Source organism: Virgibacillus salinus (assembly GCF_900102415.1).
GTDB lineage: Bacteria > Bacillota > Bacilli > Bacillales > Amphibacillaceae > Lentibacillus > Lentibacillus subterraneus.
On the sequence record NZ_FNKD01000003.1, the window covers coordinates 687,676 to 703,761 of the forward strand.

Consider the following 16,086-nt stretch of genomic DNA (forward strand, 5'->3'; position numbering starts at 1 on the left):
ATTGCCTTTTTGTTTGATGTCAAAATAGTATTGGCACAAGGAAAAATGCACTGGCTGCCAGCACGCCAGCTCCTAAATTATATGGAGACATAGCTTTTACATATTTCATATGATCTGCTTCAGCGATACCAGCAGACATTGCAGTCATTCCTGATACTGGCGAGGTAACATCTCCAAATGTTCCGCCTGATAATACTGCTGCCACGATTATAGGGATGGAAGACCCAGTTGCGACAGCTAATGTAAATGCAACAGGCATCATTAAAGCCCAACTTCCCCAAGACGAACCAATAAAGTAAGAGACAGTCGCTGTTGCAACAAAAGTAATTACCGGGACAAAAGTGGTGCTAATCGTATTGGAAAGGGTATTTTCAATGAGTGTCGTTAAACCAAGGTCTTGTGATACCATTGAAATTGGCCAAGCAACAATTAATATACCTATAGTGACAATAAGTTTATTACCACCTTTAATAAAATTATCCACTTGTTGAGCTAGTTTAAGACCTTGAAACAAATATAAAAGAAAGGTCACAATTAGTGTAAGAATCAGTGCTACTAACATTGCTTTTGATGATTCTTCGCTCCCAATCATTAGAAAAAAACTCAGTGGTATTAAAGTTAATAAAGGAATTATAAGATTAATTAACTTTGGCTTAAGGGAGGGTTCCTGATCCATATCATGGTTATGTTCCATATTACCTTTCACTGCATTACCAGTCTGGTCTTTACTTGTTTCCGCTTTGTGATGGTGGGACATATCTTCCGCAAATTCTGTTTGCAAATCTGCCTTTGTGGAGGAGTGATTTCGAATTAGTTCCTTCATTGGACCCAAATTTAACTTGGGCATTATCGTGGCAAGTGCAATGAGAATAGAAAAGTAACTAAAAAATTGATAAGGAAGTGACTGCAAGTAAAATGAAAATGCTGATCCCTCAATACCAGTAGTGTCCATTCCATTTTGAACAACTCCGATAATATAACCTACAAAGGTTGTTGCAATAGGAATTAACAAAACGACAGGACTCGATGAGTTATTTAACATGTATGCCAATCTTTCTTTAGCTATTTTATATTTTTCAGCTAAAGGTTTAATAATTGCTCCAGTAGCTACAACGCGAAAACCGCAATCAACAAATGTAACAGGCAATAATGCCCACAATGCGATAAACGTTTTCTGACTACTGTTAATATATTTTCCAACAAACTCTGCGAAGGCTTGTATCCCTCCTGACACCTGGATAAGAGCAACCAGACCACTAAAAATATATAGAAATAAGACAACGTGAATATTGCCGGAGGTGGTTAAAACACCTGTTATGTAATCAACGGTTTTAAAAAACGATCCAAAAAACGACTGTGTTAAAATAAAACTGCCAATCCAAAGACCGATTAACAAGGATGGTATTACTTGTTTCGTCCATATAGCAAAAATAATTGCCGAAATTGGTGGGATCACTGATAACCATAAATCCATACTATCTCTCCTTTATATTAATGAAGAAAGTGGCTGGGACAAAAGTGTTTAAGTCAAAGTAAAATCCGAATTATGATTCAAACTCTTGAGATAGAATTCGAATTAGTTCGGATTTTTGCAGGTAAGAAAGTATAACTACTTTCTTACTGCATAAGTGCAAGTATGGCATTCACCAAAAGGCTTGGTGAATGCCTTGTTATCTAATGTTGCTTATTAGATATAAACTGCGAAGTAACATGGAAAAATACTCAACCGGGGCTCATAACTTCGATATGAGTGACCGTTTCTCACTATTTAAACAGAGTTCGGGTTCTCATAACCCTGATGAAGACACGTTTCACGCTATTTGAACAGCGTTTGTGCTCTCATAGCCCCGATGAAGACACGTTTCACGCTATTTGAACAGCGTTTGTGCCCTCATAACCCCGATGAAGACAATTTTCACGCTATTTGAACAGCGTTTGTGCTCTCATAGCCCTGATGAAGACACGTTTCACACTATTTGAACAGTGTTCGCGTTCTCATAACCCCGATGAAGATACGTTTCACGCTATTTGAATAGCGTCCGGGTTCTTATAACCCTGATGAGTGAGCCCATGACTAGTAAGACTGCGAAAGTGCTAGCTTGAGCAGATGTTGCATTGGTACCGGAGTGGTGCAAAAGAAAATTTTCACTGTGTCGCAGTTTATATCAACTACGTATTAGATCCAACCATTGATAATGAACGTTCTAAATAACCTATCCTGTTATTATTCGTCTTTAAAGTAGAGATTTTTAGTTATGTACCAGCCTCTATAAAATTAAGAAGATACCATATTCCTGCATGCTTCCGCGCATTCACGACAAATTTTTGCACACTCCTGGCAATGGTTATCCTTAAATTTCTCACACTCGACTGCACACGCATCACAGATAGTTGCGCAAATCTGGCAGTGCTGATTGGCGAAAGTACTGTTTCGAGACATGTAAGCTGCTGATTGAAAACAAATTTCAGCACAATCATTTAACGTTTGAATACATCTGATTCTAGCCTGAACATCTGGTTCTAGTAAGCAAGCGGTTGTACATTCTTCACACGCTCGAGCACACTTTAGACATGCTTCAATACAATAATCCATGTTTGTTGGTGATGCTGATAATACTCCCATTTTAAAACCTCCAAAATTTTAGTCGTTGTTAATATGTGTAACTCGAAACTATTTCATACCGTTTGTAGGTCAAAAGAATAATTTTGTTGCCCTTACAGCCTCTTTAAAAAACAAAATCAATTATAAAAAATGAGCTTGGAGGATCCAAGCTCGTTTTAAGGTACATCACTAATATGTATCAATTGTGTATTAGTTCTTTTCTGTTAGATAACTAATAGCTCCTATAGCAATACCTAATAGCGCGCCGCCAGCTACTTCAATTGGCATGTGCCCAAGCAGTTCCTCAAGTTTTTTCTTGCGTTCTTTGTGGTAAATACCGGGATGCTCATTTGCAAATCTTTCTAACTGTTCGTTTAGTACGTTTACTTCCATGGCGATTTCACCAGTTTGCCTGCGAATTCCCATTGCATCATATACGACAATTAAACCAAAAATACTGCTGACACCGAATTCAATGGAAGGAACACCTTTTTTAAGTCCTACATAAGTGGTAAGAGCTGTAACTGCTGAAGAGTGGGAACTTGGCATATCACCAGAACCAATCAACCTTTTCCAATCCCATGTACCTTCTTCTAAATATTTCATTGGTACCTTCAGGAATTGTGCGGAACCTATTCCTATTAACGCCGTTATCATGGATCGATTTAACATATGGTCACCTCAAGATTAGGATGAGAAAAAAATCTGCATTTTATACAGAAAAGTAATTCTTATTATTGTTAACAGAGTAGAGAAGAAAGGGGTTCGTTGAATAAGAATACTTATATTAAATAGTTACAAAATTCTTTGACACAATGCAAATAATGATGTAAATTAATTAATATACGAACATTAATATTAAATAAATATAAAATATTCGTTTTTAGGAGATGTTAATATGGAGAATGCGTTTGATTATGAGGATATTCAATTAATTCCCGCAAAATGTGTGGTAAATAGCAGATCCGAATGTGATACAACTGTAAATTTAGGCGGGTATATTTTTAAAATGCCTGTAGTCCCAGCAAATATGCAAACTATAATAGATGAAAAGATTGCAATCTCCTTAGCCGAAAATGGTTACTTTTATATTATGCATCGCTTCGAACCTGAAACGCGTATCGCTTTTATTAAAGACATGATTTCACGTGGATTAATTGCATCTATAAGTGTAGGTGTAAAAGCTGAAGAGTATGATTTCATACAACATTTAGCTAATGAACAGCTTGCACCACAATTCATAACCATTGATATTGCACATGGACATTCCAATGCAGTCATTAAAATGATTGAGCATATTAAAAAATACTTACCTGAAAGTTTTGTTATCGCAGGAAATGTCGGTACTCCAGAAGCAGTAAGAGAGCTGGAACATGCTGGTGCTGATGCAACAAAAGTAGGTATAGGCCCGGGGAAGGTATGTATAACAAAGATAAAAACCGGATTTGGAACCGGTGGCTGGCAATTAGCAGCAATAAGATGGTGTGCAAAAGCAGCAAGTAAACCGATAATTGCCGATGGAGGCATTCGTACGCATGGCGATATAGCAAAGTCGATTAGATTTGGGGCATCTATGGTAATGATTGGTTCATTGTTCGCTGGACATGAGGAATCTCCAGGTGAAACGATTGAAAAAGATGGAAAGTTCATTAAAGAATACTTTGGCTCAGCCTCAGAGTTTCAAAAAGGCGAAAAGAAAAATGTAGAAGGAAAGAAAATGTTTGTGGAGCATAAAGGTTCACTTAAAGATACATTGATTGAAATGGAGCAGGATCTTCAATCAGCCATTTCTTATGCTGGCGGAAACAAACTGCAAGCAATTCGTAATGTAGATTATGTCGTTGTGAAAAACTCTATTTTTAATGGGGATAAAGTTTATTAAACTAACAGGCTCCGCTTTTTTATCGCGAAATTTGAAAGATATAGATAACTGTAAGTGGACATACGATCCGCTATTTCGATAAAAAGTGCTATTGTGCGGATATGCGGACACAGTGGACCTTATTAAACATGTATTAACTTAAAAATGGGTATTTCTATTAAATAACGTCCCTGGTAGTGGATTGAGGGATTTACTTTGCTGATTTGATGAATCCTCATTCCGTTATCCTCTAAAAAGCTCTCGTTCCACTAATTGTCTGTTTAAACCTCATATTCCATTAATATTATTCCCTTAGCGGAACGAGGCCTAAAAGTGCGTTCATGCGAGCTTGGTTGGATATACTGATCCCGCTCTGTTTCCAGTATTGGTTCAGTATGAGTACCAATGAGGTCTTGACAACATCGTTTAAACCGGAGTCTAGCACCTCACCTTTAAGTTTCTCAAAACCTAGTGTAAAATTAACTTGGGACATCATAAATTCCTCCTCTACATTATTTTCGTGGTTGAAAACATTGTAATACGAGGACTTATGGTGTCCTTTCTTTTTACACAATTATATAGACATAATCGAATAATCGAACGAGAATCCGTCTTGCTGATTTGTCGGGTTCATATTCTGTTATTCACCTTTTGATTCTCTTTGATTCGGTAACTGATCTTTCATTCATATAACAACAAATATATATTAAATTACAGATTGAGTAGAATACTTAATAATAAATTGAGTTTCTCAGCATCAAGAAAATTTAATTCTTATATTATTTATAGTAAAATGTGATTAGCCACCTTACGTAAATTTTGTGGCCTGATTTTAGCAGTTAAGAAAGTATAAAAACTATCTTACTGCATAAGTGCAACTAAGGCTTTTGCCATTAGGTTGGCGAAAGCCAAGTTTTCTAATATAGGTAAGTAAAGGAGTACTCATCGTGAAAATAGGGATTGATAAAATAGGTTTTTATGCACCTCATTTATATGTTGATATGAACAAACTGGCTGTCAGCAGAAATGTGGAGCCTGAGAAATTTACAATTGGTATTGGTCAGGAAAAGATGTCAATACCTCCAATCACGCAGGATCCAGTTACGTTAGCAGCAAATGCCGCATTGGAAATTTTGGATGCGAAAGATAAGGAAACGATTGACTTTGTTATTTTTGGTACCGAGTCAGGCATTGACAGCTCCAAATCAGCGGGCGTTTATGTTCATGACTTATTAGGGTTAAATCCATATGCTCGTGTTATCGAAGTAAAACAGGCTTGTTATGGAGCTACAGCTGGTCTTCAAATGGCAAAAGGACACATTGCATTAAATCCCGAGAGCAAGGTATTAGTATTGGGTTCAGATATTGCAAGGTATGGTTTGGATACGCCAGGAGAGGCAACTCAAGGGGCTGGAGCAGTTGCAATAGTAGTTAGTGCAGATCCTAACATTATGGCTCTTGAAGATCAGAGTGTTTATTTCACCTCTGATATTATGGACTTTTGGCGTCCCGTCTATTCAGACAAAGCTTTTGTTGACGGAAAATTGTCCAATGAACAGTATATTTCATTCTTTTCCAAGGTATGGGAGCAGTACAAGACGAAGACGGGTCTGAAACTAAATGACTTTGAGGCCATTTGTTTCCACCTTCCATATACAAAAATGGGGCTTAAAGCGTTAAGAACTGTTTTGGATGAGGGAACGGAAGATGTGAAAGAACGACTAGTAGCAAACTACAAAATCAGTACAAGCTATAACAGGAATGTAGGAAATATTTATACGGCTTCGTTATACTTAAGTTTTCTGTCTCTTCTTGAACAAAAGGATGATTTGGCAGCTGGATCAAGAATTGGGTTATTCAGCTATGGTTCCGGGGCAGTTGGGGAGTTCTTCACCGGTATTTTGCAGCCAAATTACAGAGAGCACTTATATGCGGGAAATCATAATGATTTATTTTCTGCAAGAAAAGAAGTAACCGTTTCGGAATATGAGGAAATCTTCCAGCAGACGCTGCCAACTGACGGATCAACCATCAACTTGGATATTAATAACGACCCGGCATCGATTTGTTTGTCAGGTTTGAAAGATAATAAACGGCAATATGTCAATAAGGTTAAATAGAACTAATGCGGAACTCTGGGTGGATATATGCTTCCCGGAGTTATTCGTTTTTGGGAGTATTGTTATTTAATGGTATTATTAAACTATTATCTCGGTGGGAAATATATACAAAGTTTTGAGGTGAATATATGGATGCAAATGCAATCTTCACTAGAGTGAAAGAACATACACCTAAAATCCTTGGAAGTGAAGGCTTTTCAAAATTTGCAGTACTTATACCACTTGTTGAGAAGGATGACGGAATTAATGTCTTATTTGAAGTCCGTTCACATTCTTTAAAAAGGCAGCCAGGAGAAATTTGTTTTCCCGGGGGAAGGCTTGATGACCAGGATCAAACAGAACAGGATGCTGCTATCAGGGAGACAACAGAAGAGCTGGGTATTAATAGGACTGACATTTCAGAGGTTCATCCATTAGATTATCTTGTTTCTCCGTTTGGAATGATTGTTTATCCATATGCAGGTTTCCTTGGAAGGACCGATCATATCGAACCAAATCCTTCAGAAGTAGAAGAAGTTTTTATGGTCCCACTGAAATTTTTCATGGAAACGGAGCCGGAAATTCATCGAGTGAACATGGGTATTGAACCTGAGGAAAATTTTCCTTATGAACTAATTGTTGGTGGCCGTAATTATAATTGGCGCAGCGGGAAGATTGATGAATACTTCTATACCTATGAGAACAAAGTCATATGGGGTCTGACTGCAAAGATTATATCCCATTTCACTGCAATTATTCAGGATGTATAATTAATATTTCTATAATAAAAGCGTTATTTACCCCGATAAATAGATTTCATTAAATGGAGTCTTGATTGGGGTTTTTTTTGGCCAAATTTTCGTTGACACTAAAATGATTAGTGGTTATTATGGAGTATTTCCTACTAATTTTATAAGGAAAGGATGTTTTAAATGGTAACTAAAGTTCAGCCCATTGATGAAGTAAAAGATCCAGTACAACAGAATAGTACTGAATTAAATAAGCCTCAAATGCCACTAATAATTGGGGGGCTGATCGTAGGGGCTATCTTAATGATTTATCTTATGGTTACGCAAAATATTGTTCAGCCATTACTACTTGTAATTGGCCTGTTGCTTGGATATACGCTGTTTCATGCTCGCTTTGGTTTTACATCAGCATTTCGCAGGCTTATGTCTGTTGGAAATGGGAAGGCGTTACGTTCACATATGCTAATGTTAGCTGTTGCAGTTACATTATTTGCTCCAATTTTAGCATTTGGTTATTCGTTCTTTGGAGGAGATGTTGCTGGATACGTAGCACCAGTTGGCGTTAGTCTCTTTGTTGGTGCCTTCATGTTCGGAATAGGTATGCAGCTTGGAGGAGGGTGTGCTTCTGGTACGCTTTATGCTGTTGGTGGTGGCCGCACTGTTATGTTCGTAACACTTTTATTTTTTATTATTGGTTCTACAATCGGAGCCTATCACTTACCATTTTGGACGCAAGAATTACCGGCCTTTGAACCTATTTCACTGGCAACATCTACAGGGCTAGGTTACGGAGGTGCCTGGATCTTATCGATTGCGTTGTTTGGTTTGATTTCTTGGCTTACCTTGGTTGTGGAAAAAAAGAAAAAAGCGCCTAAAATGGCATCTGTTCCGTCAACAACAGGCTGGAAGAGACTTTTACGTGGATCCTGGCCATTGTTCGCAGCAGCAATTGCATTGGCGGTTCTTAATGCGATAACATTAATGACTCGAGGTGCGCCATGGGGTGTTACTTCTGCTTTCGCATTATGGGGTTCTAAAGTAGCACAATTTCTAGGGATCGATGTAGCTAGCTGGGGATATTGGCAAGGCGCAAATGCCGCTGTACTCGAGTCATCGATTTTTATGGACTCAACCACTGTATTGAATCTAGGTGTTATTTTAGGGGCATTTCTTGCTTCAGCAGCGGGTGGGCTTTTCAAATTTACAAAAATAAACAGTAAAAATGTTGCCGCGGCTGTAATAGGAGGGTTGATGTTAGGCTATGGCGCTCGTCTCGCATTCGGTTGTAATATTGGCGCATACTTTGGCGGAATTGCATCATTCAGTCTTCACGGATACATTTGGGGAATCCTGGCATTAGCTGGAACCTTTGTAGCCCTATATCTCAGACCATTGTTTGGTTTGTCAGTACCTAAATCAAAAGATTCTTTTTGTTAATTTGTTATTAGTATCACCATGTGAGTTATTTGCATGGTGGTTTTTTGGTAGTTAAGAAAGTAAATGCTTTCATATAATTTCTTTAATGGATACAAGTTTTTCAACATAAAAAAGTTTAGTATTTTTCTATTGTATTACAATAGCAGCTTTCGCCAAGCGTGTTCTAATAGTGTTTTATTAACTTTTTTGATAAGTGTAATTATATTGTAATAAACTTTCCAAATATTTAGTAATGACTAAATCTCTAAAACTCTTTATTCTAGCAATATAACTAAAAGAAAGGATGTTTTTCATGATTAACAAGATTAGTAAAATTGCTATTATATCGACCTTGTCATTAGCTTTACTATTTCCTGCTACTACAATGGCAGCAGATTCATATACTGTTGAACCTGGTGATACCCTTTGGAAAATTGCTTTAAAAACTACTACAGGGGTAAGTGAGCTGATTGAAGCAAATCCTCAACTTTCAAACCCCGATTTAATTTATCCAGGACAACAAATTAATATAGTGGTAAATGATGAGTATAATCAAGAACAGGAAGTTATTAGATTAGTAAATAAAGAAAGAGCAGAAGCAGGTTTACCTGCATTGAAATATGATTGGGAGCTTGCCAGAGTAGCGAAGTATAAATCTAGAGATATGAATAATGTTGGATACTTTAGCCACGATAGCCCAACTTATGGTTCACCATTTACAATGATGAAAGACTTTGGAATCTCCTATAACTCAGCAGGGGAAAACATTGCAAGGGGCCATGCGTCTGCCGAAGAAGTTGTTAACGGGTGGATGAATAGTTCTGGACACAGAGCAAACATCTTAAGTGATGATTTCACACACATTGGCGTAGGGTACGTGGAAGATGGTCGCCACTGGACTCAAATGTTTATCAAAAAATAATGGTAATTATTGTTTAATCCGTGAATTCTACAAAAGAGTTCACGGGTTTTTTTGCGAGAAAATAGAGTTTATCTTAAGAATTTTACTATTAATAATATGTCTAAAAAATTTTTGAAAGCGATTTAGATTGTGTTATTATATTATTCGAAGTGCGTAGAGGATATTAGAAGGAGGTGGAATTAAAACCGTACTTAAAATAATATAAACGAAAGAGTGAGTATAATTATTAATTCAGCAAAAAGAATGATCCTTTTTTTAAGTCTGACCTTTATTCTTGTGTTAACAGCATGTAATGGGGATCAACAAGAAAGTCAAGATAACAAGAATAACGAAAATGAAGAAGAACAAAAAACAATATCAATTGGGTTAGATCCATATGATTATGCTACTGTACCTGCATATCTTTCTAAGGAAATCTTGGAACAAGAAGGATATGAAGTGAAAATCGAGGAAGGTCAGATTGGTATATTATATGAAGCACTAGCCAATGAAGAAATTGATGCATTTATAGATATTTGGTCACCGAATTTACAAAGTTCCTATTTAAAGGAATACGAAGGCCAATTTGACATTGCAGGAACACTTTACTCAGATATGCCAATTGGAGTTGCTGTCCCTACATATATGGAAGATGTGAATTCAATTGCGGATTTAAATAAGTATAAGGAAAAATTTGATAAAAAAGTTTATGCAATTGACCCAGGCAGTGGTATGGCAGATACAACAAAGAAAATGGTTGAAGCTTATGACATGAATGATTTTGAAATAAAAAATAGCAGTACAGCAGCAATGCTTGCTCAAGCTGAAAGTGTAATGAAGGATAAAGAAGGAATTGTCTTTAATGCGTGGCGTCCTCATCCGATGTTCGTGAGAATGGACATTAAATTTTTAGATGACCCCAAAAATGTATGGAAGCTTGATGATGTTCAAGTAGGTGTTACGTCTGATCTCAAAAAACAATCGCCTACAGCTTATACATTATTTTCTAACATGAAACTGACACTGAATCAAGTTGAGCAGTGGATAATGGAGATTGATACGGAAGGTAAAACACCTGAAGAATTAGCCGAAACCTGGGTAGAAGAAAATCAAGGCAAAGTTAATAAGTGGTTGGAGAAATAAAGCTGGACAATATTTAAATAAGAATATATAGAACAGGATAGATATGGCAAATTATGCCTTGTCTATCCTATTTTTATTTACATTTAAAAAGGTAATGGCAGGAATCTATTAGAGAATTATATCTTCTTTTATTTGCAGTTAAGTAAGACACACGATTCATATAAGGGGATCTAAGAAAATAAAAATACGCTTTCATAGGAATCCCTTTAACAGATGCCAAGTGTTCTAAACATATATTGTAAAATTAAGATGTCGAATAATAGAAAATTGTCTAAATAATACTACTTTTTACCCATCGAATAAATTATAGGAAGGTTGTACTATATAAATAGGCTGTATAGCAATTATTTTAAAGGAGGAAATCTATTGTTTAAGAAATTATCCGCTTTAGCATTATCTGCAACTTTAATTGGAAGTTTTGCTTTTTCAAGTAATTCTGAACAAGTTGATCCACAACCAAAGAAAGCTGCAGACTTTAATTTAAGTTTGGTCGATAAGATTGGAGCATCACCAGATCTTGCAGAAAAGGCAAAGGAGTTAGGGGTGAATTTATCTAAGACGGACCCTGCTGAAAAGTTAAACAACGGTACAAAGTTTCAACAAGCTGGTGATAATCATGTAGCCTACCAAGAATCAGAAGGCGAAGTTCCAATGCTAGTAATACTGGCTAAATTCAAGGAAGGCGATGAACCAGTAGGGGATCCAGAAGGGCAAGTTGATGCTAAATATTTTAAGGATTTGATTTTCGGCGACTCATATAATCCTTATGAATTACCACAGTTTGAGCAATATGCTGAATTTAATGGAAAAGAAGCACCAACGGATAAGACGATGCAAAATGCCTATAAAGAATCCAGCTATGGTAATGTAGAATTAGTTAGATTGGAAGATACGGATTATGCATGGGTAGAACTCCCTAAAGGGGCCTCCTATTATTTAGATCAGGAAGGGACATATGCTGATGGTGGAGAGTATCTTCTAGGTAATGCGAATGGTGATGCCCATATGGGTGAGTTTGTTCGAGACGCTTTAAAATCTGCTGATAGTGATGTTGATTTTAGTAAGTATGCTGAGGATGGGGAGGTTCCTAACGTATTTATCATCCATGAAGGAACCGGTGCAGAGTTCAGTAGAGATCCGGCACAAATCTGGTCGCATAAATGGAGTGTACTCAGTGCACTTTATTATGGTAAGTACTATGAGACAGGAGTACCCGCACCACAGTATGAGGGTATGGAATATAATGAATGGATAGACAAAACTATAGAAGAAGATATGACTTATGACGGCGTGGTAGTAAACAATTACAATATTCAACCTGAAATTGGCGGGAACGTTGCAGGTTATAACCTTGAAACAGGAGGCTATGACGAAGCTTCAAAAACAGGACCATTTCCTGCACAACCAGGTGTTTACGCACATGAATTTGGTCATGCATTAGGATTACCTGACTTCTATGACACTGCATATTCTTCAGAAGGTGTAGGGAATTACTCTATGATGGCAGGTGGATCGTGGATGCGTTATCCAGATGCTGCTGCATACTCAGGGAACTCACCAACGCATTTTGATCCATTCTCTAAAATTTTCTTGAATTGGATAGAACCAATTGAAGTAACACCAGAGGATGCAACGCAAACTATTACACTACCATCAATTGATGAGGCAGATGCAGATAATGGTGTTGTGAAAATGGAAGTTCCAGGTTCGAATGGTACAGAATACTTCTTGTTTGAGAACATTCAGCAAAGTGGTTTTAATGAAGGATTAATTCGTCAAGGTAAAGATTCGAACGGACTTGTAGCATGGCATGTTGATGAGAATATCATCAATCTATACCAAACTGCCGGATTCCGTCCCAACAATGTGGAAAATTGGAAGAATAAACGATTCCAGTATAACCAATCAAGTACAGCAAGTGATGGAACAATTGTAACGCACTATGGTCTATCTGTTCTTCAAGCAGATGGGAACTATGATCTTGAGAAATATGAAAATCGTGGTGATGCTGGTGACTTCCTGAAAACTGGCGATAAACTGACACCGAATTCTAAAAATGTTCACACAGGTTCCTACTATTTCTGGAAGGATAATAGTAATGTTCCAGCAGATAGCGGAATCCATGTAACTAATATTCAAGAAAATGAAGATGGTTCGATTACTGCTGATTTCTATTATGAAAGTAATGAAGCCAAATAAATGTATAAAACAAACCGGGAATACATTTCCCGGTTTTGTTTTTATTTGCAGTTAAGAAGTAACATGGCTCCTATTACCTCCAATGGGGTAGGAGCCTTGTTTTCGAAAATCCAGTAGCCGCCGACAATCAAGGCGGTAAAACTCAGTAATAGTGTAACAACAGTTACTGACTTAAGAAGACCATTGACTGTAGTCGGTCTATTCGTTTGTTTTCCCCTGTTTGAAGCCATTACCATCAATCCTCTCATTCTGTGAGTTTGTTCACAAATATCGTTGCTGCTAGAGTTTATTTGTATCTCCTAATTTATCTATAGGGAGCATCTCCTTGGTTCCAATATCGTATATTTCAAATTGGAAAACGTTGACGCAGGTCAATTTTTTATTGAGAAATGTTCGCCATCAGAGTGATTGTAAAGATTTGTTCACATGGGTTAGCAGAAAATAAAAAAACAGCGATGAACTTATCTGTCATCACTGTTTTCTCTAGGCAGTTACTTGTACTCCAAACTATAGGGGGTTCTAAGTAAGTCAAATTACGTCTTTATAAAAGAACTCCTTTAACGATTAGCCAAGTTTTCTAATTTGAAGGAGGGTTTTCCAGTACTGTAATTCCGTTCTGTTCAAGTTTTTCCCAGTCTGTCACGGTCGATTTGTCCAGTATTACAATTTCTAAATTTTCGAGTTCCATAATATCTTCAGCATTTCCTCTAAAGGAACTTTCTTTAATGTCTAAATAGGTGATTTTGTCTAAGCTAGCTGAAACGGAACTTAAATTGTTAAGGGTCGGGCCAATAAATGTCATTTTATCCAGGTTTGGAATTACTTCCAAAAGATGTTCAGGAATGATAGCTTGATTTAATGTTAGCGACGTTAATTGTGACATGGAACTAAAGTGTTCAAGATTTCCTTTTACATCATAGATACCGCTTGATTCAGAAGCATCTATTTTTAATGTTTCTACTTCCTGAAGGTCATCTTTCGTTAAACTCTCTGGGTTTTTATTAATGGATTCACCTATGGATTCCAATACTAATCCTTGCATATCAAGTGTGTATTTCAGTTGCACCCGCTCTTGGTCTTTACCTTCAAAGTACCCATCGGAAGTAAACTTTTCAGTTACGATACGTTCCCCGTTTTTGGATAAATAAGTGAGCATCGCTGATTGCAACTCGTTTTCGTTCTTCCAGGTAATTTGAAATAGGATTCCAAGGTTTCCCTGTTGAAAATCTTCTTTCCCAATAGACATGTTTTTCATATGATCAAATTCATCTGACTTGAAATAAACGAACTCACTGGTTAAATTAGTTTTACCAGTTGATTTGTTTGTTTTATCGTATGTTAGTCCTTCACCGTACTTTCCAAATAATGATTTGGCTTCCTGTAAAGTTAGGTCATAACTGAAGTCCTCTTTTATTTCCTCAGAACGTGGATTTACTTTTGAGGAGTAATCGATTGGATTGTTACTCTCATTTTGCTCCTGGTTTTCTTTGTCAGCAGATTGTTCAGGAGGTAAGGGCTGTTGAAAAGGATTATCTGAACCTGCATAATAAATAAATCCACTAACCAAGCAAATAAAGAATAATGCTGAAACTACTTTTGGGAAAGCGGTAAATCGTCTCTTTTTATGATTTGCATTTTGTTTCCATTCATAAAAGCGCTCCCGGTCCGCATTGGTAAATAGAGATTTTTCGCCTATTTTCCGGTCAAGGGACTTTTTAAGATTATTTTTATTCAAGGGTCCATTCCTCCTCACTGACATGTTTTTTTAATAGGCTTTTGGCTCGCTGCATTCGAGTTTTAATTGTTGAAACAGGAGCACCTGTGACTTCGGCAATTTCCTTGAGGGACATGTTATGCTGAAACATTAAGATCATTACTTCTCTATTCTTGATGGGTAAGTTTAGTATTGCTTCTGCTATCTCATCCCATTGTTCTTGTTGAATAACTGTCACTTCTGCATCTTGATAATCTTTTTGATCGAGCCAATGATCTTTTACGAGTTTGATGCGATGGAGCGGTGATCGCAAATAATCTTTGCAGCGATTGATGGCAATTCGTATTACCCAAGTTATTAATTGAGATCGTCCATCATATTTTTCCCATTTTCTATAGATAAGAATTAGCACTTCCTGAAATAAATCATCGGTCGTGTGGTGACTTTTAACATATGAATAAATTATTCGTTTGACGGCTTCACCATAATGATCCATGATGAATTCAATTGCTTGATCACGAGTAAGGTTAGTTGTATTATTCGTATCCTCGGTCACCTGCTCATCTCTCCTTTCCTACATTATTAACGATTGGGATCGAGCTAAGGTCTGCTTTTAGGTTAATTTTTCCTTATTTTTTTGCAGAGCTTCTGCTTGGCAGTTTTTCTTCTGCAAATTTAGTTATTGACAAAATACCTGCACGGGTATATTATTGAAATTGATTTGATAAAATTTGAAAGGGGAAAGCAATGAGTATAGCACTTATTATAATAATAACTTTTCTCTTGTTGTTTCTCTACCATAGGTATATGCCGGTCTTTGGGATTGGCAAAATGGACCTAAATTATGTATCCTATACTAAAGAGGATGTAGCAATAGTCGACACAAGAGATTTCCAAGATTCGTTTAATGATATAATAGAACAAGCGTATAGCATTCCAGTGCCATATTTAAATCGGCATTTTCATGATATTCCAGATAAAAACATTGTTGTAATTGCTTCAGACTTTGTAGGTAAAAATGTAAGTACAAGAATTCTGCGAAACAAAGGCAAACGTGTTGTAGGGTATCATGTGGTAAAAGATTAACGGAAGGAGTGTCGTTAAAATGAAATATGATGATCAAATGAAAAATAGAATGAAGCGTATTGAGGGGCAAGTTCGAGGTTTATTGAAAATGATGGAAGAAGAAAAGGAATGCCGTGATGTCGTAACTCAAATGTCGGCTGTTAGAAGTGCGATAGATCGTAGTGCAGCATTAGTCGTCAGCACAAATCTTGAACAATGCATTCGTGAGGAAAAGGAAGATGGAGAAACATCAGAAGACCTTATTAAAGAAGCAGTTAACTTACTTGTTAAAAGTAGATAAACAGCCGAGGTTGACAATTGTTTTAAAGTCTATTAC

General features: G+C 36.9%; 14 protein-coding genes and 1 pseudogene. 9 read left to right on the top strand and 6 right to left on the bottom strand.

Going from position 1 to position 16,086, the window contains the following annotated elements:
- Positions 1-19: 19 nt before the first annotated feature.
- The 3 genes from BLS02_RS15405 to BLS02_RS15415 all read right to left on the bottom strand — a co-directional run bounded on the left by BLS02_RS15405 (position 20) and on the right by BLS02_RS15415 (position 3,274).
- Positions 20-1,474: a Na+/H+ antiporter NhaC family protein gene (locus BLS02_RS15405; RefSeq protein WP_092493902.1), complete on the bottom strand. Its 1,455-nt coding sequence runs from the start codon at positions 1,472-1,474 to the stop codon at positions 20-22.
- 801 nt (positions 1,475-2,275) lie between these two features.
- The gene (locus BLS02_RS15410) at positions 2,276-2,623 is read right to left on the bottom strand and encodes a four-helix bundle copper-binding protein (RefSeq protein ID WP_092493903.1); all 348 of its coding nucleotides are present in this window, start codon (positions 2,621-2,623) and stop codon (positions 2,276-2,278) included.
- A 189-nt stretch (positions 2,624-2,812) separates the two neighbouring features.
- Entirely contained in the window at positions 2,813-3,274 is a 462-nt protein-coding gene (locus BLS02_RS15415) for a divergent PAP2 family protein (RefSeq protein ID WP_092493904.1), read from the bottom strand.
- A 226-nt stretch (positions 3,275-3,500) separates the two neighbouring features.
- Here BLS02_RS15415 and guaC point away from each other — a divergent pair, with 226 nt between their 5' ends.
- The gene (guaC, locus tag BLS02_RS15420) at positions 3,501-4,484 is read left to right on the top strand and encodes a GMP reductase (protein WP_092493905.1); all 984 of its coding nucleotides are present in this window, start codon (positions 3,501-3,503) and stop codon (positions 4,482-4,484) included.
- A gap of 311 nt (positions 4,485-4,795) precedes the next feature.
- On the opposite strand, the pseudogene BLS02_RS19510 reads toward guaC, so the two are convergent.
- Positions 4,796-4,956, bottom strand: a pseudogene (locus BLS02_RS19510) (IS256 family transposase); the annotation flags it as partial.
- A 454-nt stretch (positions 4,957-5,410) separates the two neighbouring features.
- Here BLS02_RS19510 and BLS02_RS15430 point away from each other — a divergent pair.
- From BLS02_RS15430 to BLS02_RS15455, 6 genes are all read left to right on the top strand, one after another.
- Complete coding sequence (locus BLS02_RS15430) at positions 5,411-6,583, top strand: hydroxymethylglutaryl-CoA synthase (RefSeq protein ID WP_092493907.1); 1,173 nt, start codon at positions 5,411-5,413, stop codon at positions 6,581-6,583.
- Positions 6,584-6,711: 128 nt separating this feature from the next.
- On the top strand, positions 6,712-7,332 hold the full coding sequence (locus tag BLS02_RS15435; RefSeq protein WP_092493908.1) for an NUDIX hydrolase: 621 nt from the start codon (positions 6,712-6,714) through the stop codon (positions 7,330-7,332).
- A gap of 162 nt (positions 7,333-7,494) precedes the next feature.
- The gene (locus BLS02_RS15440) at positions 7,495-8,748 is read left to right on the top strand and encodes a YeeE/YedE family protein (protein WP_092493909.1); all 1,254 of its coding nucleotides are present in this window, start codon (positions 7,495-7,497) and stop codon (positions 8,746-8,748) included.
- Positions 8,749-9,040: 292 nt separating this feature from the next.
- Positions 9,041-9,649 (top strand): SafA/ExsA family spore coat assembly protein, encoded by a 609-nt coding sequence (safA, locus tag BLS02_RS15445; protein WP_092493910.1) that lies wholly within the window; start codon positions 9,041-9,043, stop codon positions 9,647-9,649.
- Positions 9,650-9,892: 243 nt separating this feature from the next.
- On the top strand, positions 9,893-10,771 hold the full coding sequence (locus BLS02_RS15450) for a glycine betaine ABC transporter substrate-binding protein (protein ID WP_092493911.1): 879 nt from the start codon (positions 9,893-9,895) through the stop codon (positions 10,769-10,771).
- A gap of 366 nt (positions 10,772-11,137) precedes the next feature.
- Positions 11,138-12,970 (top strand): M6 family metalloprotease domain-containing protein, encoded by a 1,833-nt coding sequence (locus BLS02_RS15455; protein WP_092493912.1) that lies wholly within the window; start codon positions 11,138-11,140, stop codon positions 12,968-12,970.
- Between the two features lie 577 nt (positions 12,971-13,547).
- Here the strand turns inward: BLS02_RS15455 and BLS02_RS15465 are convergent.
- Together BLS02_RS15465 and BLS02_RS15470 are read right to left on the bottom strand one after the other, a co-directional pair.
- A complete protein-coding gene (locus BLS02_RS15465; protein ID WP_092493914.1) occupies positions 13,548-14,705 on the bottom strand; it encodes a hypothetical protein in 1,158 nt (385 codons plus the stop codon).
- Complete coding sequence (locus tag BLS02_RS15470; protein WP_092493915.1) at positions 14,698-15,240, bottom strand: sigma-70 family RNA polymerase sigma factor; 543 nt, start codon at positions 15,238-15,240, stop codon at positions 14,698-14,700. The genes BLS02_RS15465 and BLS02_RS15470 overlap by 8 nt, the downstream gene beginning before the upstream one ends.
- A gap of 191 nt (positions 15,241-15,431) precedes the next feature.
- Between BLS02_RS15470 and BLS02_RS15475 the strand changes: the two genes are divergently transcribed.
- Both BLS02_RS15475 and BLS02_RS15480 read left to right on the top strand, forming a co-directional pair.
- Positions 15,432-15,770 carry a rhodanese-like domain-containing protein gene (locus BLS02_RS15475; protein ID WP_092493916.1) on the top strand — a complete coding sequence of 113 codons (339 nt, stop codon included), beginning with the start codon at positions 15,432-15,434 and terminating at the stop codon, positions 15,768-15,770.
- Between the two features lie 19 nt (positions 15,771-15,789).
- Positions 15,790-16,050 carry a metal-sensitive transcriptional regulator gene (locus BLS02_RS15480; RefSeq protein ID WP_092493917.1) on the top strand — a complete coding sequence of 87 codons (261 nt, stop codon included), beginning with the start codon at positions 15,790-15,792 and terminating at the stop codon, positions 16,048-16,050.
- Positions 16,051-16,086: the final 36 nt, after the last annotated feature.

Bases quoted from the DNA above. Each gene is read 5' to 3' on its own strand.
- BLS02_RS15405 (WP_092493902.1), bottom strand. From the start codon at position 1,474: ATGGATTTATGGTTATCAGTGATCCCACCAATTTCGGCAATTATTTTT.
- guaC (WP_092493905.1), top strand. From the start codon at position 3,501: ATGGAGAATGCGTTTGATTATGAGGATATTCAATTAATTCCCGCAAAA.
- BLS02_RS15480 (WP_092493917.1), top strand. From the start codon at position 15,790: ATGAAATATGATGATCAAATGAAAAATAGAATGAAGCGTATTGAGGGG.
- safA (WP_092493910.1), top strand. From the start codon at position 9,041: ATGATTAACAAGATTAGTAAAATTGCTATTATATCGACCTTGTCATTA.
- BLS02_RS15435 (WP_092493908.1), top strand. From the start codon at position 6,712: ATGGATGCAAATGCAATCTTCACTAGAGTGAAAGAACATACACCTAAA.
- BLS02_RS15410 (WP_092493903.1), bottom strand. From the start codon at position 2,623: ATGGGAGTATTATCAGCATCACCAACAAACATGGATTATTGTATTGAA.
- BLS02_RS15475 (WP_092493916.1), top strand. From the start codon at position 15,432: ATGAGTATAGCACTTATTATAATAATAACTTTTCTCTTGTTGTTTCTC.
- BLS02_RS15450 (WP_092493911.1), top strand. From the start codon at position 9,893: ATGATCCTTTTTTTAAGTCTGACCTTTATTCTTGTGTTAACAGCATGT.
- BLS02_RS15440 (WP_092493909.1), top strand. From the start codon at position 7,495: ATGGTAACTAAAGTTCAGCCCATTGATGAAGTAAAAGATCCAGTACAA.
- BLS02_RS15415 (WP_092493904.1), bottom strand. From the start codon at position 3,274: ATGTTAAATCGATCCATGATAACGGCGTTAATAGGAATAGGTTCCGCA.